General features: G+C 69.7%; 11 protein-coding genes. 5 read left to right on the top strand and 6 right to left on the bottom strand.

Features of this window, described 5'->3' with window-relative positions; translation table 11 throughout:
* Window position 1: 1 nt before the first annotated feature.
* Window positions 2–610, top strand: a complete 609-nt coding sequence (locus SYV04_RS22380; RefSeq protein WP_321547896.1) for a zf-TFIIB domain-containing protein — start codon at window positions 2–4, stop codon at window positions 608–610.
* A 340-nt stretch (window positions 611–950) separates the two neighbouring features.
* On the opposite strand, the gene SYV04_RS22375 is transcribed toward SYV04_RS22380, so the two are convergent.
* Window positions 951–6,989 (bottom strand): Ig-like domain-containing protein, encoded by a 6,039-nt coding sequence (locus SYV04_RS22375; RefSeq protein WP_321547895.1) that lies wholly within the window; start codon window positions 6,987–6,989, stop codon window positions 951–953.
* Window positions 6,990–7,162: 173 nt separating this feature from the next.
* Here SYV04_RS22375 and SYV04_RS22370 point away from each other — a divergent pair, with 173 nt between their 5' ends.
* The 4 genes from SYV04_RS22370 to SYV04_RS22355 are packed head-to-tail and all read left to right on the top strand — an operon-like array spanning window position 7,163 to window position 10,153.
* On the top strand, window positions 7,163–7,609 hold the full coding sequence (locus SYV04_RS22370; protein ID WP_321547894.1) for a hypothetical protein: 447 nt from the start codon (window positions 7,163–7,165) through the stop codon (window positions 7,607–7,609).
* Window positions 7,610–7,626: 17 nt separating this feature from the next.
* Window positions 7,627–8,751 (top strand): alpha/beta fold hydrolase, encoded by a 1,125-nt coding sequence (locus SYV04_RS22365; protein ID WP_321547893.1) that lies wholly within the window; start codon window positions 7,627–7,629, stop codon window positions 8,749–8,751.
* A complete protein-coding gene (locus tag SYV04_RS22360) occupies window positions 8,748–9,662 on the top strand; it encodes an alpha/beta fold hydrolase (protein ID WP_321547892.1) in 915 nt (304 codons plus the stop codon). The genes SYV04_RS22365 and SYV04_RS22360 overlap by 4 nt, the downstream gene beginning before the upstream one ends.
* Window positions 9,659–10,153: a response regulator gene (locus SYV04_RS22355; RefSeq protein WP_321547891.1), complete on the top strand. Its 495-nt coding sequence runs from the start codon at window positions 9,659–9,661 to the stop codon at window positions 10,151–10,153. Before SYV04_RS22360 ends, SYV04_RS22355 begins: the two co-directional genes overlap by 4 nt.
* A gap of 1 nt (window position 10,154) precedes the next feature.
* Here SYV04_RS22355 and SYV04_RS22350 read toward each other — a convergent pair whose 3' ends face one another.
* From SYV04_RS22350 to SYV04_RS22330, 5 genes are all read right to left on the bottom strand, one after another.
* Window positions 10,155–10,889: a cytochrome P450 gene (locus tag SYV04_RS22350; RefSeq protein WP_321547890.1), complete on the bottom strand. Its 735-nt coding sequence runs from the start codon at window positions 10,887–10,889 to the stop codon at window positions 10,155–10,157.
* Window positions 10,886–11,344, bottom strand: a complete 459-nt coding sequence (locus SYV04_RS22345) for a cytochrome P450 family protein (RefSeq protein WP_321547889.1) — start codon at window positions 11,342–11,344, stop codon at window positions 10,886–10,888. The genes SYV04_RS22350 and SYV04_RS22345 overlap by 4 nt, the downstream gene beginning before the upstream one ends.
* Window positions 11,345–11,364: 20 nt before the next feature.
* Window positions 11,365–12,567, bottom strand: a complete 1,203-nt coding sequence (gene mltA, locus SYV04_RS22340) for a murein transglycosylase A (RefSeq protein WP_321547888.1) — start codon at window positions 12,565–12,567, stop codon at window positions 11,365–11,367.
* Between the two features lie 2 nt (window positions 12,568–12,569).
* Window positions 12,570–14,099, bottom strand: coding sequence for a hypothetical protein (locus SYV04_RS22335; RefSeq protein WP_321547887.1), 1,530 nt, complete (start codon window positions 14,097–14,099; stop codon window positions 12,570–12,572).
* Between the two features lie 145 nt (window positions 14,100–14,244).
* Entirely contained in the window at window positions 14,245–16,728 is a 2,484-nt protein-coding gene (locus SYV04_RS22330; protein WP_321547886.1) for an ATP-binding protein, read from the bottom strand.
* Between the last annotated feature and the right edge of the window lie 96 nt (window positions 16,729–16,824).

The following is a 16,824-nucleotide window of genomic DNA, read 5'->3' as shown; positions in this document are numbered from 1 at the left end:
CGTGAAGGCACCCTCCGGTGCCGAGGTGGAGTTGGAGCGGTGTACCTCCTGCGGTGGTTTCTGGGGGGAGCGGGGGCGGATCCAGGACGCGTTCGGTCCTCCTGCCCAGTACGAGCTCGTGGGGGGCATGACGCACCGGCGCTGTGTGCTGTGCCGGATCCTCATGACTCCCGCGCAGCTGCCCGCGGGCATCGCCGTCGAGGTGTGCTCGGCGTGCCGGGGCATGTTCCTCGACAAGGATGAACTGGCGCAGATCGGTGTCCGGTCGCAGGGCGGAACTTCTCGGCGCTCCGGGCCCGCGCAGCCCATGGCGGTTCAGCGTCCCGCCCCCCGTGCCGCGCCTCCCCCGGTGCCGGTCGCTCGGGCTCCCGAGGCTCCCAAGGAACCCGAGGTGATCGCGCTGAGCGCCGAGGAAGAGGTTCCTCCCGAGGACACCTCGGGCACCTTCGCGTGCGTGGTGTGTGGCAAGCGCAAGCCGCTGCGCCAGGGGCAGGCGCTGCGGGATGGGCTGGCCTGCCGTGCCTGCATGAAGGCGCGTGCCGAGGGGGACGAAGGCGGCGAGGAGCTCGGCCTGCGCGGTCTTCTCTTTGGTCGTCCCAAGAAGCCCTGACCAGGGATTGGCCTCGGTGCCGGGAAGAACGCCCGACCCGGGTGGGAGGGCCTGCCTGCGACGGGTGCCAGGAAAACCTGTCAGACAACCAGACAGGTTTGGCGAAAGCGCCTCCGGAGTGGTTTCCCTTCGCTGACTCCTGACCGGTCAGGACCCGACCCCCTCCTTAGCCGTTCATTATTTCTGTTGGGCTGGAATCTGGCGCTTCAGGGATGCCTGACCGGTCAGGCATGGACCCCTTTGGGGATGCCTGACTGGTCAGGCATGGACCCCTTTGGGGATGCCTGACTGGTCAGGCATGGACCCCTTCAGGGACTCCTGACCAGTCAGGACGGGCCTCTCAGCCGAGGAGCCGACGCGAGAAGGTCAGGAGCGCCAGCAGCAACCCCAGCCCCAGGGCGTTGGAAGCGCTCCCGGACGTCGTGCCGCAGCCGCACCCCGTCGAGGGCTCGGGTTCGGGCTCTTCGGGCTCGGGCTCTTCGGGCTCGGCGCTGGCATCCGAGGAGACCTGGAACACGAGCGGGGCCTCGCCCCCATCGTCATCCATGACCGTGGTGACGACGGTGGCCAGCCCTGGCTGGGTCGGTGTCCAGCGGAACATGCCGTCCGAGGACAGCATGCCTTCGCCACCGAGCAGCTCCCACTGGAGTGGGTCCCTGGCGCCCGCCGCATCCGTGCCAGCAAGTTGAACGGACACGGGCTCGCCCACGCGGGCAGTCACCCGGGCCTGAGGTAGTGGCACGGGCGGCGCGTTGTGGATGGTGATGGTGCGCGTGGCGACCCAGTGCTGGCCACGCGTATCGGAGGCGGTGAGCTTCAGGGTGAAGCGCCCATCATCAGCCCAGGTGTGCGACGCGGTGGTGCCGGTGGTGTTGGCCGTGCCGTCCCCGAAGTCCCAGGTGTAGGTGAGCGCCGGCTGCGGGGCTTCGACACGGAAGGAGAGCGAGGAGCCCTCTTCCCCGACGTGCGAAGACGAAGGCGCGGCGCTCGTGCCCACGGGGATGGCGTCGGCGCTCCTGACCCGGATGCGGAGCGTGGTGGAGGCCTCCTCGGTCGCGGTGGTGGCCTTGAGCCGGACGTCATAGGTGCCCGGGGCGGTGAAGGCGTGGACCGGGAGCTCTTCCGTGGAGGTTTGACCGTCGCCGAAGTTCCACTCGAGCGAGATGGAGGCGCCGGCCTCATCCACCGCGTTGGCGTAGAAGCGCACCTGCTGTCCTTCCGCCGGGCGGCGAGAGTCCACCGCCGCGCTCACCGTGAGGGAGCGCTTGACCACCGTCACCTGCACCTCGGACAGAGAGGACTCCGAGCCGTCGCTGACCGAGAAGGTGAAGCGCGTGGTGCCCAGGAAGTTGGCGGGCGCGGTGTAGACCACATCGGGAGGCGTTCCGGTGAGCCTGCCAGTCTCGGGCGGCGTCACGATGGAGAAGGTGAGCGGATCGCCGTCCTCGTCATTGCCCGTCAGGTAGAGGGGCGTGGGATGGCCCGCAGGAACGGTGAGCGCCTGCGGCTCGCTGACCGGCGCGTCGTTGCGAGACACCACGGTGAGGGAGACGGTGGCAGGAGCCGAGGTGGCCTGGCCATCGGAGACCGTGAAGGTGAAGCTGTCGGAGCCGTGGTAGTCCGGCGCGGGCGTGTACGTGAGGTCCGGTGCCGTGCCCGTCAGCGTCCCGTGGGCGGGCTGCGAGGCGAGGGCGAAGGAGAGGGTGTCGCCATCCACGTCCGAGCCCGCGAGGGTGATGGCGGTGGCCGTGTCCTCCTCCGTGGTGAGCGAGTGGGCCACGGCCACGGGCGCATCGTTGAGTGGAGTGACGGTGAGCGACACCGTGGCCGGTGCGGAAGAGCCCTGGCCATCGGAGACCGTGAAGGTGAAGCTGTCGGCCCCGTGGTAGTCCGGCGCGGGCGTGTACGTGAGGCTCGGCGCCACACCGATGAGCGTGCCGTGGGTGGGCTCCGAGGCAATTTGGAAGGACAGGCTCGTGCCGTCCTCGTCGCTGCCCGTGAGTGTGAGGGAGACCTCCGTGTCCTCGCTCGTGGTGGCGTCCTGGGCGTGTGCGACCGGCAGATCACTCACCGAGGTGATGGTGAGCGAGACCGTGGCGGGGGCGGAGCTGATCTGACCGTCGGAGACGGTGAAGGTGAAGCGGTCAGGCCCGTGGTAGCCCGGCGCGGGCGTGTACGTGAGGTCCGGCGCCGTGCCCGTCAACGTGCCATGGCTCGGGTCGGACACCACCGTGAAGGAGAGGGTGTCCCCGTCGACGTCCGTTCCGGAGAGTGACACGAGGACCTGCGTGTCCTCCTCGGTCGTTTGGGAGCGCGCGCGGGCCACCGGTGAGTCGTTGCGAGACAGGACGGTCAGCGCCACGGTGGCCGGAGTCGAGGTGAGCTGGCCGTCGGAGACGGTGAAGGTGAAGCTGTCGGGCCCGTGGTAGTCGGAGGCGGGCGTGTAGATGAGGTTCGGCGCCGTGCCGCTCAGCGTGCCATGCGTGGGCTGCGAGGCGAGGGCGAAGGTCAGGCTGTCCCCGTCCACATCGGAGCCCGAGAGGGCAACTGGGAGGGAGGTGTCCTCCTCCGTGGTGACCGAGCGCGCCGTGGCCTCCGGCACATCGTTGCGCGGGGCGACGGAGATCGACACGGTAGCTGGCACCGAGAAGGCCTGCCCATCGAAGGCGACAAAGGTGAAGCTGTCGGGCCCGTGATAGTCGGAGGCAGGTGCGTAGGTGAGGTTCGGCGGTGTGCCCGTCAGCGTGCCGTGCTCGGGCATGGTGGTGATGCTGAAGGTGAGCGGATCGCCGTCCACGTCGGAGCCCGTGAGCGTGAGCGAGAGGGGGACGTCCTCGTCCGTCTCGCGTGACTGCGCCAGGGCGATGGGCTGATCGTTTTCGCTCGTCACGTCGATGGAGACGGTGGCGGGCGCGGACGTGCTCTGCCCGTCGGAGACGGTGAAGGTGAAGCTGTCAGGCCCGTGGTAGTCCGGCGCGGGCGTGTACGTGAGGTTCGGCGCCGTGCCCGTCAGTGTTCCATGGCTGGGAGCAGACGCCACGGTGAAGCTCAGGGGGTCTCCGTCCAAGTCCGAGCCGGTGAGCGTGAGCTCCTTCCCCGTGTCTTCCGGCGTCACGAGGCTCAGGGAGGCCGCGCCTGGCGCATCGTTCACGGGAGTGATGGTGAGGGACACCGTGGCCGGAGCCGAGGTGCCCAGGCTGTCGGAGACGGTGAAGGTGAAGCTGTCAGGCCCGTGGTAGTCCGGCGCGGGCGTGTACGTGAGGCTCGGCGCCGTGCCCGTCAGCGTGCCATGCGCGGGCGCGGAGACAAGCGTATAGGTCAGCGCGTCCCCCTCCGGGTCACTCCCGGAGAGCACCACGGAGGCAGGCACATCCTCCCCCGTGGTTACGCTCCCCGGGTTCGCCATGGGCGGTGTGTTGGTCTGGGTGATTCGCCGCGCCCTCAACCGCTGCACGTTGCGGCCCAGGGACAGATCTCGGGACTGGTACACCACGAGGCTGTTGCCCCCTCCGCTCGAGGCCAGGGCAGGGCTGACTTCGGCGGTGGGGGTCGCGGAGAGGATGAACCCGTCACTATCTCGCGGCACACCCTCGCGAGTGATGCGGCCCCCGTAGATGTCATAGCCAGCGTCGCTCCGATTGTCCTGCCAGGCAATGACGAACTCCGTCCCGTCATACGTGACCGAGGGGTAGTACTGGGTCTGCGCGGCCTGCGAGAGGGGAATGGGCGCCGCGTCGGGCGAAGTACCCGCTGGAGTGAAGCGCTGGGCAAAGAGGTTCCAGCCCCGATGGTCTCCCCAGACCACCAGGTAGTGGGTCCCATCGAAAGCGAGGGCGGGGTTGCGCTGGCTATCGGTTCCTCCCGCGAACAGGATTCCCGTCGGATCGAGCACCGCGCCCGCCGGGCTTACCCGTGTGCCGTAGATGTCGAAGTAGGGCGCGTCCCGGTAGTCGCTCCAAACGACGAGGTAGTTCGTCCCATCGAAGGCGAGCTTGGGATCGTAACGACTCTGGGGGCTCGTGCCGAGCGTGATGCCAGTCGGATCGAGCACGACGCCCGCTGGGCTGATCCGTGTGGCGCGGATCACCACGATGGAGCCGGAGACGCTCTCCCAGACGACCAGGTGGTTCGTGCCATCGAATGCCACCGCAGGCTGCTCCTGCCAATTGGCCCCATCGAAGATGAGGAACCCGTTGGGATCCAACACCGTCCCCGCGGGGCTCACCCGGGCTCCGTAGATGTCGAGAGGGGACGCGCGCGAGTCCTCCCAGACGACGAGGTAGTTCGTCCCGTCGAAGGACACCGCCGGGTAGCGCTGATGGCTGAGGGCGTTGGAGATGACGAAACCCGAGGGGTCCAACACGGTGCCGTCGCTGCTCACCCGCACGCCGTAGAGGTTGAACTCCCCATCGCGGTTGTCATGCCAGGTGACGAGGTAGTTCGTCCCATCGAAGGCCATGGCCGGAGCCACCTGGCTGTTGGGCGCGGTGCTGATCGTCAGGCCCGAGGGATCGAGCACGGTGCGCGTGGAGTTCAACCGGGCCCCGCGGATGTCCAAGGCCTGTGCGTCCGTCCACGCGATGAGAGAGCCGGTGCTGTTGGCGGCGGTCACGGGGCCAGTCTGGTTGCCGGCCCCCGTGTAGATGGGGAACCCCTGACCGTCGATACTGGCGCCGGTGAAGTTCACCCGAGCGGCATAGATGTCCCACTGCCCCAAGCGGAAGTCCTGCCACGTCAGCAGGTACTCGTTGCCGCGGCGCAGGAGCTTCGGGTGGGTCTGATTGGCCGTCGCCTGGATCAGCGCGAGCCCTGACGGATCCAGCACGCTCCCGCTCGTCGTGATGCGAGCCCCGAAGATGTCGCCCTGGGTGGAGAACTCGTTCCAGGCGATGAAGTAGCTCAATCCATTGAACGCCACCGTCGGGTTGCCCTGCGCCGTGCTCGTCGTGATCAGCGCCAGGCCCGAGGGGGGATCGAGCACCGTGCCCAGGGTCGAGATCCGCGTGCCGTAGAGATCGTCGTTCCCCGCGCGGTCGTCCTGCCAGACGACCAGGTAGTTCGTCCCGTCGAAACCCAGCGCGGCGTTGCTCTGGTTCGACGTGGTGTTGCAGACGGTGATGCGGGAGCCCACCAGGGCTCCCGTCCTGCTCACCCGCTGGCCATAGAGATCGAACGGGGTGGTGAACCCGAGCTGCTCCTGCCAGACGACCAGGTGGTTCGTCCCGTCGAACAGGAGCTTCGGCTGCCGCTTGAAGTGGTTGAGGGTCCCGGAGGTGGAGATGGCCAGGCCGCTCGGGTCCAGCACCACGCCGCTCGGGCTGACGCGTGCCCCGTAGATATCCGTCCCACTGCCGCGCCGGCCGTCCTGCCAGACAACGAAGTAGTTCGTCCCATCGAAGACCACGGCCGCGTTGCTCTGCGCGTTGGTCGTGGGGGTGAGGTCGATGCCCAAGGGGTCGAGGACGTCGCCGGACGCGCTCACGCGGGTAGCGTAGAGGTCCGAGGTGCCTTCCTCGTTTCGAGTGTCCGTCCAGACCACGAGGTAGTCCGTGCCGTTGGAGGCCACGGCGGGCTCGCGCTGCGTGCCCGCGCCCGGATTGAGCACCGGCAGGTCCAGGCCGAACTCCGGTGAGATGTTGAAGGCCAGGGTGGAAGGGAAGGAGGAGCCGGTCAGCAGCGCCGCGGGCACCTGGAACTCCACGCCGCCCTCCACGGCGCGGGTCCGCAGCTCCGTCCGCCTCCCCGAGGCGTCCGTCCAGGTGGCGTCTCCATGGCGGACCCCCAGCCCGGTCTCGTCCGCGAAGTGGGCTCCCCGAGGGGTCTCGCCCGCGAAGCCCAGGCCGCTCACCGGCATCCGGAGCCGCAGCGCCCCCTCGCCTCGGGGCTCCCGCGTGAAGCGCAGGCTCTGGGTGATGCCGTCCTCGCTGTTCTCGAGCCGCTCCTCCACCTCGCCCCACGTCAGCGCGAGCGAGCCATCCTCCCGCACCGTGCCCTTGGGCGCCGCACGCTCCAGCTGGCGCTCACCGCGAGAGAGCACCGGGGCACCAAAGGTGATCGGCGTGCCCTTGAGGATGCGTGGGGCCGAGGCCTGCGCCGCGGGCTCCAAGGCATGGCGCGGGGTGATGGTGAGGCCCTGCGCGGTGGCGCGCGCGGACCAGGTGCCATGGCCGGCGGTCCAGCCGTTCCCCTCGGGCCGGTAGGCGAAGTGGGCGCGGCGGATCACCTCGCCCAGGTCGAACGGCGTGCCCGGCGCCTCGGGAGAGACATGGGGCGGCGCCGGGTGGGCAGCCAGGGAGGCGGGCGCCGGATCTCGGCAGGCCATCCCGAGTGAAAGGAGAACGGACACCAGGACGAGGCGGTTCAGCGGAGGATGATTCACGGCGTGTCTGTGGCAGGCGCTTCCGCGCGTGGGGGAGAGCGGACCATGTCACGACGTCCGGGAGCGCCGTAAGTGACCGATGGTAGAGGGAAGCCGCCGCGCTAAGACCCGCAGTGTAGGTCGATCATGACGAGAGGCGTGCATGGCCCGGCGTTTGGTTAGATTGTGCGCCCATGAATCACTCCTCTCGCCCCCCTCCCAAGGGGCTGCTGGCCCGCGGCCTCAAGCTGGTCGGACGTCTCACCAGTGCCGAGACCCGAACGGGCCGTGTCTTCAACAAGGCTGAGCGCGGCCTGACCAAGGTCACCGCGCGGCTGAGTGAGAGTCCCACCTGGCTGCGCTTCAGCGGTGGGGTGATGCGGCGGGGGTTCGACCTGCGCATCCGTCGCCAGTCCCTGCAGGAGCGAGCGCTTCAGGCGCTGCGGCTGCCCGCGTCCTCCGAGGTGGAGGCCATGCGCGAGCAGCTCCGTCGCCTGAATCACCAGGTCGAGGCGCTGGGCTCGCAGCTCGAGCTGGTCGTGGATCTGCTCGAGCGCCAGGAGCGCGCCGAGCCGCCCGGCAAGTCCCTGGAGGAAGCACCGCCCCTCGAGCCCGTCCCGCGCCGCAAGCGCGGCACCTGAGCGCCCGGAGAGTCTCCATGTCGCCCAATACCTTCCAGCGCTTCCGCTCCTTCGTCTCGGGTCAGGTCGAGCTCTCTCGGGCGCTCTCGCAGGCCTTCGAGCAGCGCCCCCTCAACCCGTACCCGTACCTGCGGCCCATCATCGAGAAGGCCTCCGGCGTACGTGAGCCGCCCCTCAGCCCCACCCCGCACACGGTGGTGTACACCCGTGGCTCCCTGCGCCTGTTGCGCTATGCCGCGCCCCAGCGCCGCTACCGCACGCCCATCCTCTTCGCCTACTCGATGATCAACCGGTGGTACATCCTCGACTTCCTGCCCGGGCGCAGCCTGATCGAGCACCTCACCCGCGCCGGCTTCGACGTCTACGCCATCGACTGGGGCATCGCCGGACCGGAGGAGCAGCACCTCGACTGGCCCGAGCTGCTGGGAGGCCTGGTGCGCCAGGCGGTGCGCTGGACGCTGCGCGCCAGCCAGAGTGACGAGCTCACCCTCTACGGCTACTGCATGGGCGGCACCCTGGCCCTGGCCTACACGAGCCTGTACCCCGAGGGCGTGCGCAACTTCGTGGCGCAGGCCACCCCCGTGGACTTCAGCCACGGCGGCATCTACTCGCTGTGGACCCAGCCCCGGCACTTCGATGTGGACTCGCTGGTGGATGCCTACGGCAACATCCCCTCGCGCGTGCTGGAGAGCGGCTTCTTCGCCGCTGCCCCCGTGCAGCGCCTCACGCGCTGGCTGGACGTGTGTCGGCAGATCGACGATCCGGAGTACGTCACCACCTTCCTCGCCATGGAGCGCTGGGGCGCCGACGCCGTGCCCTTCCCCGGCGAGGTCTATCGCCAGTACATCAAGGACTGCTACCAGCAGAACCTCTTCTGCCAGGGGAAGATGGAGGTGGGCGGCGAGCGCGTGGACCTGGGGCGCATCCGCTGCTCCGTGCTCAACATCATCGCCGAGCAGGACACCATCGCTCCGCCCCCCATGAGCGAGCCGCTGACGCGCCTGGTGGGCGGCCAGGACCACCAGACGCTGCGCTTCCCGGTAGGCCACATCGGCCTGTCGGCCTCGAGCAAGAGTCCCACCAAGGTCTGGCCCGCCATCACCGAGTGGATTTCCGCGCGCTCACGGCACATGGAGTCATGATCGCGATGAAGATGCCGATGACGCCACTGCGAGAGGGGACCATTCGCCTGAGGGACGGGCGCCGGCTCGCCTTCGTCGAGTCTGGAGATCCGGCCGGCATGCCGGTCGTCTTCCTCCATGGCAACCCGGGCTCGCGCTACATGCGGCACCCGGACGACAACCTCACCTACAGCCTGGGCGTGCGCCTCATCACCCCCGACCGGCCGGGCTACGGCCTGTCCGACTACCAGCCGGAGCGCACGCTGCTCGACTGCCCCTCGGACATCGAGCAGCTGGCCAACATGCTGGGGCTGGGCCGCTTCGCCCTCTTCGGGGTGTCCGCCGGAGGCCCGTATGCGGCCGCGTGCGCCTGGCGCCTGGGCGAGCGCCTCACCCACGTGGCCATCGTCGCCGGCGCCGCGCCCTTCAACCGCCCCGGAGCCATGGAGGGCGTCAACCGCGACTACCGCAACGCCTACACGATGGCCGGCTGGCCCGAGTGGGTGCTGCACCCGCTCATGGCCATGCATGACCGGTCGGTGCGCCGCAACCCCTCGCGCGCGCTGTCGGCGCTCATGGCGCACTGCTCGCCCGCGGACCGCACCACCTTGTCGGACCCGGCCATCGCCGCCCAGGTCCAGGGCTGGCGCTCCGAGGCCTCACGCCAGGGCATCCGAGGCATGCGCCGCGAGGCCGCCATCCTCGTGGGAGGCTGGGGCTTCCCGCTGGAGGAGATCCGCTCACGCGTACACCTCTGGTACTGGGAGGGGGACAGCATCGTCCCGCCGCAGATGGGGCGCTACCTCGCCTCGCGCATCCCGCGGACCGTGCCGCACTTCCTCCCCGGCGGCGGACACTTCTCCCTCTTCACCCACTGGAAGGAGATCCTGACTCCCCTGGTGCGGCCCGAGGTCTCCGAGGCAATACCGTGAGCGAGCGCACGCGCAAGAAGCGGATCCTGGTCATCGATGACTCGGAGTCCATCCACCGGGACTTTCGCCGGGTGCTGAGCCCCGAGCACATGGGCAGCCAGGAGGAGTTGTCGGAGCTGGAGGAGGCGCTGTTCGGCTTGACGGTCTCCGCGGCGGAAGCCTCCGAGCCCGTGTTCGAGGTGGACTCGGCCTTCCAGGGGCAGGAGGGGCTCGCCATGGCGCGCGCGGCGATGGCGGAGGGCCGCCCCTACGCGCTGGTCTTCCTGGACTACCTCATGCCCCCGGGCTGGAGCGGCGTGGAGACGCTGCGCGAGCTGCGCAAGGTGCTTCCCGAGCAGGCGGTGGTGATCTGCTCGGCCTACTCCGAATACTCGTGGGAGGACCTCATCCGGGAGTTCGGAGATGGCCCGAACCTGACCGAGCTGCGCAAGCCCTTCCACCACCAGGAGCTGTACCAGCTCACGGTGCGCCTCACCGGGTTCTCCCGCTGAGTCAGCGCACCGGCCACTCGACGTGCAGGCGCCGGATGTTGCGCAGCAGCGGCAGATCGTACTGGTAGCCGACATCCTGGCCCGGCACGAGGCGCATGTCCGGGATGCGCTCGAGGAGCTGTTCGATTCCGACGCGCAGCTCCAGCCGGGCCAGCTGGGCTCCGATGCAGAAGTGAAGGCCACGGCCCCACGTGAGGTTGGGCGGGTTGTCCCGGTGCAGGTCGAAGCGCTCCGGGTGCTCCACCTGCGTCTCATCGTGGTTGGCGGAGGTGTAGAGCAGGATGAGGCGCGAGCCCTTCGGCAGCAGCACTCCGCCCACCTGCACATCCTCGACCGCCGTGCGGATCATGTAGTGGGACACTGACTCCAGGCGCGAGCACTCCTCCACGGCCTTGGGCACGAGGGAGCGGTCCTTCAGGAGCTGCTGCCAGCGCTCCGGCTGCTCCAGCAGCAGCTTGAGGCTGATGCCGAGCTGGGCCGTCGTCGTCTCCTGCGCCGCGGCCAGGAGCGAGGCGCTCAGCAGCGAGACGAGCTCGTGCATCGTCAGGGCATCTCCCGTGGCCTCGGCGTGTACCAGGTAGCTGGTCAGGTCCTCGCGGGGGTTGCGCTTGCGGTCCTCGATGAGGTCCTGGCAGTAGCGCTTGTACTCGACGACGCTGCGGGCCAGCACGGGCTGCACCTCGGGCGGCACCTTGCCGAACAGCAGCCCGAAGAAGTGGGAGCCCCAGGTCTTCACCCGCCGATCAGATCGTTGGCGATGCGCCGGATGAGGAGCTCCTGGCGCACGATGCGGGCGGGCATGAACGCCGGCTGCAGCAGTCGGCGCAGGCGCGTGTGCTCGGGCGGATCGGTGCTGAGCGGGCTGGGGCTGACGAGCTCTCCATGTCCGAGGATGGCCTGGGCCTCGGGCGACAGGTCCCCCGTGGTGGCGACGATGTTGGCCGAGGAGTAGCTGTTCGGGTTCTTCAGCACCTCGCAGATGTCGTCGTAGCGGCTGATGAGCCACGCGCCGAACATGGGGCTGAAGGTGACCGGTGCCTCCTTGCGCAGCCGCGCGAAGAAGGGGAAGGGGTTCTGCAGGTGCTCGCCCGTGAAGGGGTTGTACTCCGCGCCCAGGTGCGGGCACTGCGAGGCGGGAATTGGCGCCTTGGCGACAGCGGCCCCGGCCGGAGCGGACTCGGTCTTGGACATGACCGGAACGATACCGGGTTCTACGGGGCCGACCTACCGAGGCGCGGGACGAGGAAGAGCAGCCGGCCTTTCTGCTTCATCATCCCCGCGGACAGCTCCGCCTCGGGCCCTCGGCCCCAGAAGACATCCACGCGGCCCGCGCCACGGATGGCACCGCCCGTGTCCTGGTTCAGCACAAAGCGCGACAAGGGCTTCCACTCGACCACCCCGTCGGCGCGGACCACGGGCCGCTCGGTGTGGATGAAGGCGAGCGCGCCTTTGGGGAACATGCGCGCGTCCGTGGCGATGGAGCGGCCCGGCGTCACCGGCCGCCCGAGCGAGCCTACCGAGGCGCTCTCCAGGAAGCGGAAGAAGACATAGGACTCGTTGAAGTCGAGCACGCGGTGGCACTGGGAGGGGTTCTCCGCCAGCCAGGCCCGCAGCGCCTGCATCGACATCGCTTCGCGGGGGATGACGCCCTCCTGGATGAGGAGCGAGCCGATGCTGCGGTAGGGGCGCCCGTTCGAGGCCGCGTAGCCGATGCGTCGCTCGCTCCCGTCGGGCAGCCGCAGCGTGCCGCTGCCCTGCACCTCCACGAAGAAGAGCGCCACGGGGTCCTTCGCCCAGGCCAGCTCCAGCTTGCGGCTGTCCAGCTTCCCGCCGCGAATCTCCGCCCGGTTCCAGTAGGGCACCACCCGCCGCCCCTCCAGGCGCCCGAAGACGCGCTCCGCCTTGAATCGCTCGGCGAACGGCTCCAGGGGAACTTCGATCAAGTCCCCCGGAGGCCCGAGGATGGGGACGGCGTACTCCTCGGTCCGCGTGAGGCTGGCTTCGATGGTGGGCTCGTAATAGCCGGTGAAGAGCACCTGGCCATCGTCGCCGCCCGCGGACTCCAGGGGCTCGAACTCCTCGAGGACTCGCGCCGTGAGAGCCTGGGGGCTCAGGTCATCGGTGATGCGCGCGTGCAGGCGCTCGAGCGCGGCGCGCAGCTCCGTGGCCGGCACCTCGCGCTTGCCGAAGACGAGGCGCTCCTCCACGGGCCGGGTTTTCAGCCAGACGAGACTCTCGGCGATGGCGATCCGGAGCGCCGCGGGGGTTCCATCGTCCCGAAGTTCGAGCGGCTGGGAGACTTCGACCAGCGCATCCTCTGCTCGGGTGACGGGAGCGCGGGTGGGACGGGGACAACCGGCGACCAGGAGGACCCAGGCCGCCACCAGGAGGACTCGAGTGGACCGCATAGACATGCTCAGCGCTGGCCGAAGACGGCTTCGAACACAGGTGTCAGTTGTTCCTTGTTCATCCCCACGCCCAGCCCCAGCGCGAAGGCGAGCGCCGCGAGCAGCAGCTTCCCAAGGAACGAGGAGCGGGGGGCGCGCTGCTGCGCCGGAGCCTGTCCGGGGGATTGGGCCTGCTGGGCCTCCTGGTCGTCCGGAACCATCACCAGGATCTTGATGCCGCCGTAGAAGAGGGTGTCGACCAGCTCGTTGAGGAACCGCTCGTACTCCTCCTCGGTGATGTCGAAGCCCTCGCGGTAGCGGTTCTGGTGGCGCTTCACCACCACGCCGTAGCTGCGCAGCTGGGCTTCCTTCTTCGCGACGTCCACCCAGCCACAGACGATGGTGGGGGTCGACTCCAGGTTGGCCACGAGCGAGATGGGCTGTCGGGCGTGGAGCCCGCCGGCGGTGCTGGGGCCATCCGGCTCATCGATGCGCAGCCGGTAGGGAGCAATCCCGTAGCTTCGGCGCGCGAAGGTCGCCTTCACGAGGTCGGCGATGAGGGCCGCCTTGTTCGAGAACGCCGTGCGCAGCTCCTCCGCCGGAGGCTCCGCGCTGGCCACGGCCTTCGGGGCCGGGACGAGGTGCGGCGCGGTGACGATGGGGGCCACCGGGGCGGAGGGCGGCGAGACGTAGTTGGGCTGGGTGAAGACGGGGCTCGGAGCCGGAGGCTTCGAGGGGAGGCGGACCGGCTCGGTGGGGAAGTGCTCCGGCGCGGAAGGCCCACCGGCCGGGTGGTACTCGGGCTGGGTGGTGAGCGGAATCTGGAATGGGGCGCTCGCCGGGACGCGCGGAGGCGGAGCGGCGACGGGGCTCAGGACGGGAGGCCCCCCCGAAGGCGTCGGAGGCGGCGTGTAGGGCGCGGTGACGATGGGCGGCAGTTGCTGCATGGCCGTCGTGGGGAACGCGACGTCGTCATCCTCCTTGGGCTCCCAGGGCAGGGCGGCGTTGGACTTGCCAGGAATGGATTGGGACTTGCGAGGAATGGGGCGCGTGGCGTCGTCCGCGTCCTGCAGGGCGGGGCGAGCCCCGGTCTTGCGAGGAATGGGGCGCGTGGCGTCGTCCGGATCCTCCAGCGCGGGGCGGGCGCCGGTCTTGCGAGGCAGGGGCACGGGGCCCGTGACTTCGTCGGGGCCCTGGACGTCGGGATCCGGCAGGGCGGGGCGGGCGCCCGTCTTGCGGGGAATGGGGCGCGTCGCGTCGTCCGGGTCCTGGAGGGCGGGACGGGCGCCGGTCTTGCGAGGAATGGGGCGCGTCTTGTCGTCCGGGCCCGCGAGCGGAATCGGGTCGATCTTCCGGGGGACGGGAGGCGTCGCCTCGTCTCCGTCTTCCCAGGAGGGGGCGGGCGGATTCGTGTTGGAGAGGAGCTGCGTCTGATCCCGCTGCGGATCCCAGGAGGGCTCCTCGGGAGGCAGCTCCGCCTCGTCCTCTTCGGGAGGCTTGACGCGCGTCTCCTCGGTGGACATCACCGGGGGTAGGGGACCCCGCTGCCTGTTCGCCATACGCCGCTCCTAGCACATCGTGGATCGTCCTGACCCAGGGGGTCCAGCGCGGAGCGGCGCGAAACCGTCCGAGCCTGCCCGCCTGGAGCGCTGCCCGACAATCACCGGGCCTGGGGGCGAGCGCGCCGCTCGCTGAGGTTTTCCCTCAGGAACCCCCCTCTTTGGGAGCCACTGTCTTGGGGAGGAAGGCGGAGAAACAGGTGCCCTGCCCGACGCCCGCGCTCGTGGCGCGCAAGGTGCCGTGGTGGCGCTCGACGATCTCCCGACAGATGGAGAGCCCCAGCCCCAGGCCGCCGGCGTAGTGCTTCGCCGCGTTGGGCGCCCGGTAGAAGGGCATGAAGAGGTGGGACAGGTTCTCGGGGGGGATGCCGATTCCCCGGTCCTCCACCTCGAGCAGCGCGCCGGAGCCCTCGGGCCGCACGCGCACCTGGATGGGGGCATCAGGAGGGGAGTAGCGCACCGCGTTCTCGATGAGGTTGGTCAGCAGCTGGTCCAGGCGCTGCTCGTCCCACTGGCCGACCAGGGACTCCGTGGCGAGCGTGAGCTGAATGGGAGCGCTCCGGTCGCGCTGGGCATGCTGGGTGCGATCGACGACCTCTCGCGCCAGCGCGCACAGGTCGACCGGGGAGGGCTTGAGGGAGAAGCGGCCGGACTGGATGCGGGCCACATCCAGCATGTCGTTGACGAGCCGGGTAAGCCGCTCCACCTGGCGCCGCAGCCGCTCGAGCGTGGCGCGCTGCTTCTCTGGGTCGAGCCCCTGCCCCGCGTCGGCCTTGCGCAGCAGCAGATCCACTGTCGCCTTGAGCGGGGTGAGCGGCGTGCGCAGCTCGTGGCTGGCGATGGACAGGAACTGGTCCCGGATGGCGATCGCCTCGCGCAGCTCCTTCTGCGTCCGATCGATTCGGGCCGCCATCTCGTTGAAGCCCGAGGTGAGCTGCGCCAGCTCGTCGTCGCCGCGGGCGGGCACCGGGTGGTCGAGCGGCAGTGTTCCCAGGCCGGTGAAGCCATCCCGGAGCACCTCGAGCCGCTGCGCCACGTCCCGGCCCACCCACTGGGACAAGAGGAGCGCGATGGCGCCAGCGAGCACCGCGATGCCCACGACGAGGGCGCTCAGCCGTGTCACCGGCGCGAAGGCCTCGCGCAGGGGCGTGGTCACCGCGACGGTCCACGGCGCGCCCGGCACCTGGCCATGCGCGATGAGCAGGCGCCGCCCGGAGGGATCGAACGCCTCGGTCATGCCCTCGGGCGTGGAGAGGGCCCCCTCACCCACGAGGGAGAGGACCTTCGCGCGGGTGAGCACATCTCCGTGCTCCGTGTCGCGCAGGAGGCTGCCGTCGCGCTGATCGAAGAGCTGCACGTGGTAGCTGCGAGAGGCGAGCGTGGGCTGGAGCCCCAGGCGGACCAGTGAGATGCCGCCGGCGAGGACGTCGCGGCGCAACAGGTCCGCGTCCACCGGCACGGCGAAGGCGACGAACGGCAAGCCGACGGCGTTGATGTAGGGCAGGGACAGGGAGGGCTGACCGTCGCGCTGCACCAGTTGGAAGTAGTCCCGGTGAGCCAGGTTGGCGTGGACGGGGCCGAGGCGGAAGGAGGGCACCAGCGGATCGCCGGTGCTGTCGAGCAGCCAGGCGGCATCGAAGAGGCCCGGCTGGTGCTCCAGCATCGCCACCCGGGACTGCATGACGATCGGCTCGCGCGCGCGCACCCCCGCGAGGAAGGCGGGGTCCTCGGAGTGCGTGAGCAGCATGGCGCGGGCCATGGAGGCGGTCTGCTCCAGCCAGGCGACCTCGGCCGCGACGGCCTGCCGCGCGTTGCCGCGCAGCTCGCGCTCGATGGCCTTCTGCGCGAGCACCGAGACGATGGCGCCCAGGCCGAGGATGGGCAGCACCGAGGCGAACGCCATCCCGCGGAACAGGCGCCAGCGCACCCCGGAAGGCTGGGGCATCCGGCGCAGCACCAGCGCGAGGAGGCACTCCGCCGCGATCACGAGGTAGATCTCCATCCCGGCCCACGAGCGGGACGAGGCGAGCACGAAGCCCAGGTAGACGAAGAGGACTCCGAGGACGCCCACCGCGAGGCGCACCAGCCCGCACCACCGGCGGACGAGCGCGATGAACAGCAGCAGCCCGCCTCCCAGGTAGAGCAGCCCGACCGGCAGCACCACGGGCTGGAGCGCCGCGAAGAGGGCCTGCCCGAAGTAGCGCGGGTCGAGGAGCATGAGCCCCCCGAAGGCGAGCGCGAGCGAGGCGAGGAACGGGAGGAACAGGCCCCGGTCGCGCCAGCGCGGCAGCGTCTCGCCGAGCAGCCCGGCCACCATCAGCGGGTAGAGCAGCGCTCCGGTCATCCCTCGGGGGAGGATGGTGACCGTCCACCAGTAGACCGCGATCGCTCCGAGGAACGCGCCGCGCCCGAGCCAGCCAACCCAGGAAGGCCAGTCCGGGTACAGCATGGCGGCGACCATCGTCGCCGAGCTCACCAGGAACACGGCCCCCAGCAGGCGGATGTGCGGGTAGATGATCTGGTAGAGGCTGATGACGAACTCGTACGGCACGTACACCATCGTGACGCCGACCAGCAGGCCGAAGGTGGCCGCTGCCCATTCGACGCGTACACGTTCCAGGATCCCCACGCGGTGCAGCCTCACATAAGGCGCGCGTGGCCGCACCCTTCGTCGCTGGACACGTCACGAGGGTGAACTCCGACTATTCCATCGTAAACGAAAAAA

Origin of the sequence: Hyalangium ruber (assembly GCF_034259325.1) — a bacterium.
GTDB lineage: Bacteria > Myxococcota > Myxococcia > Myxococcales > Myxococcaceae > Hyalangium_A > Hyalangium_A rubrum.
The sequence above is the reverse complement of the archived record's forward strand: the minus strand, read 5'-3'. Positions and strand labels throughout refer to the sequence as shown.

Bases quoted from the DNA above. Each gene is read 5' to 3' on its own strand.
- SYV04_RS22345 (WP_321547889.1), bottom strand. From the start codon at position 11,344: ATGTCCAAGACCGAGTCCGCTCCGGCCGGGGCCGCTGTCGCCAAGGCG.
- SYV04_RS22365 (WP_321547893.1), top strand. From the start codon at position 7,627: ATGTCGCCCAATACCTTCCAGCGCTTCCGCTCCTTCGTCTCGGGTCAG.
- SYV04_RS22335 (WP_321547887.1), bottom strand. From the start codon at position 14,099: ATGGCGAACAGGCAGCGGGGTCCCCTACCCCCGGTGATGTCCACCGAG.
- mltA (WP_321547888.1), bottom strand. From the start codon at position 12,567: ATGTCTATGCGGTCCACTCGAGTCCTCCTGGTGGCGGCCTGGGTCCTC.
- SYV04_RS22360 (WP_321547892.1), top strand. From the start codon at position 8,748: ATGATCGCGATGAAGATGCCGATGACGCCACTGCGAGAGGGGACCATT.
- SYV04_RS22370 (WP_321547894.1), top strand. From the start codon at position 7,163: ATGAATCACTCCTCTCGCCCCCCTCCCAAGGGGCTGCTGGCCCGCGGC.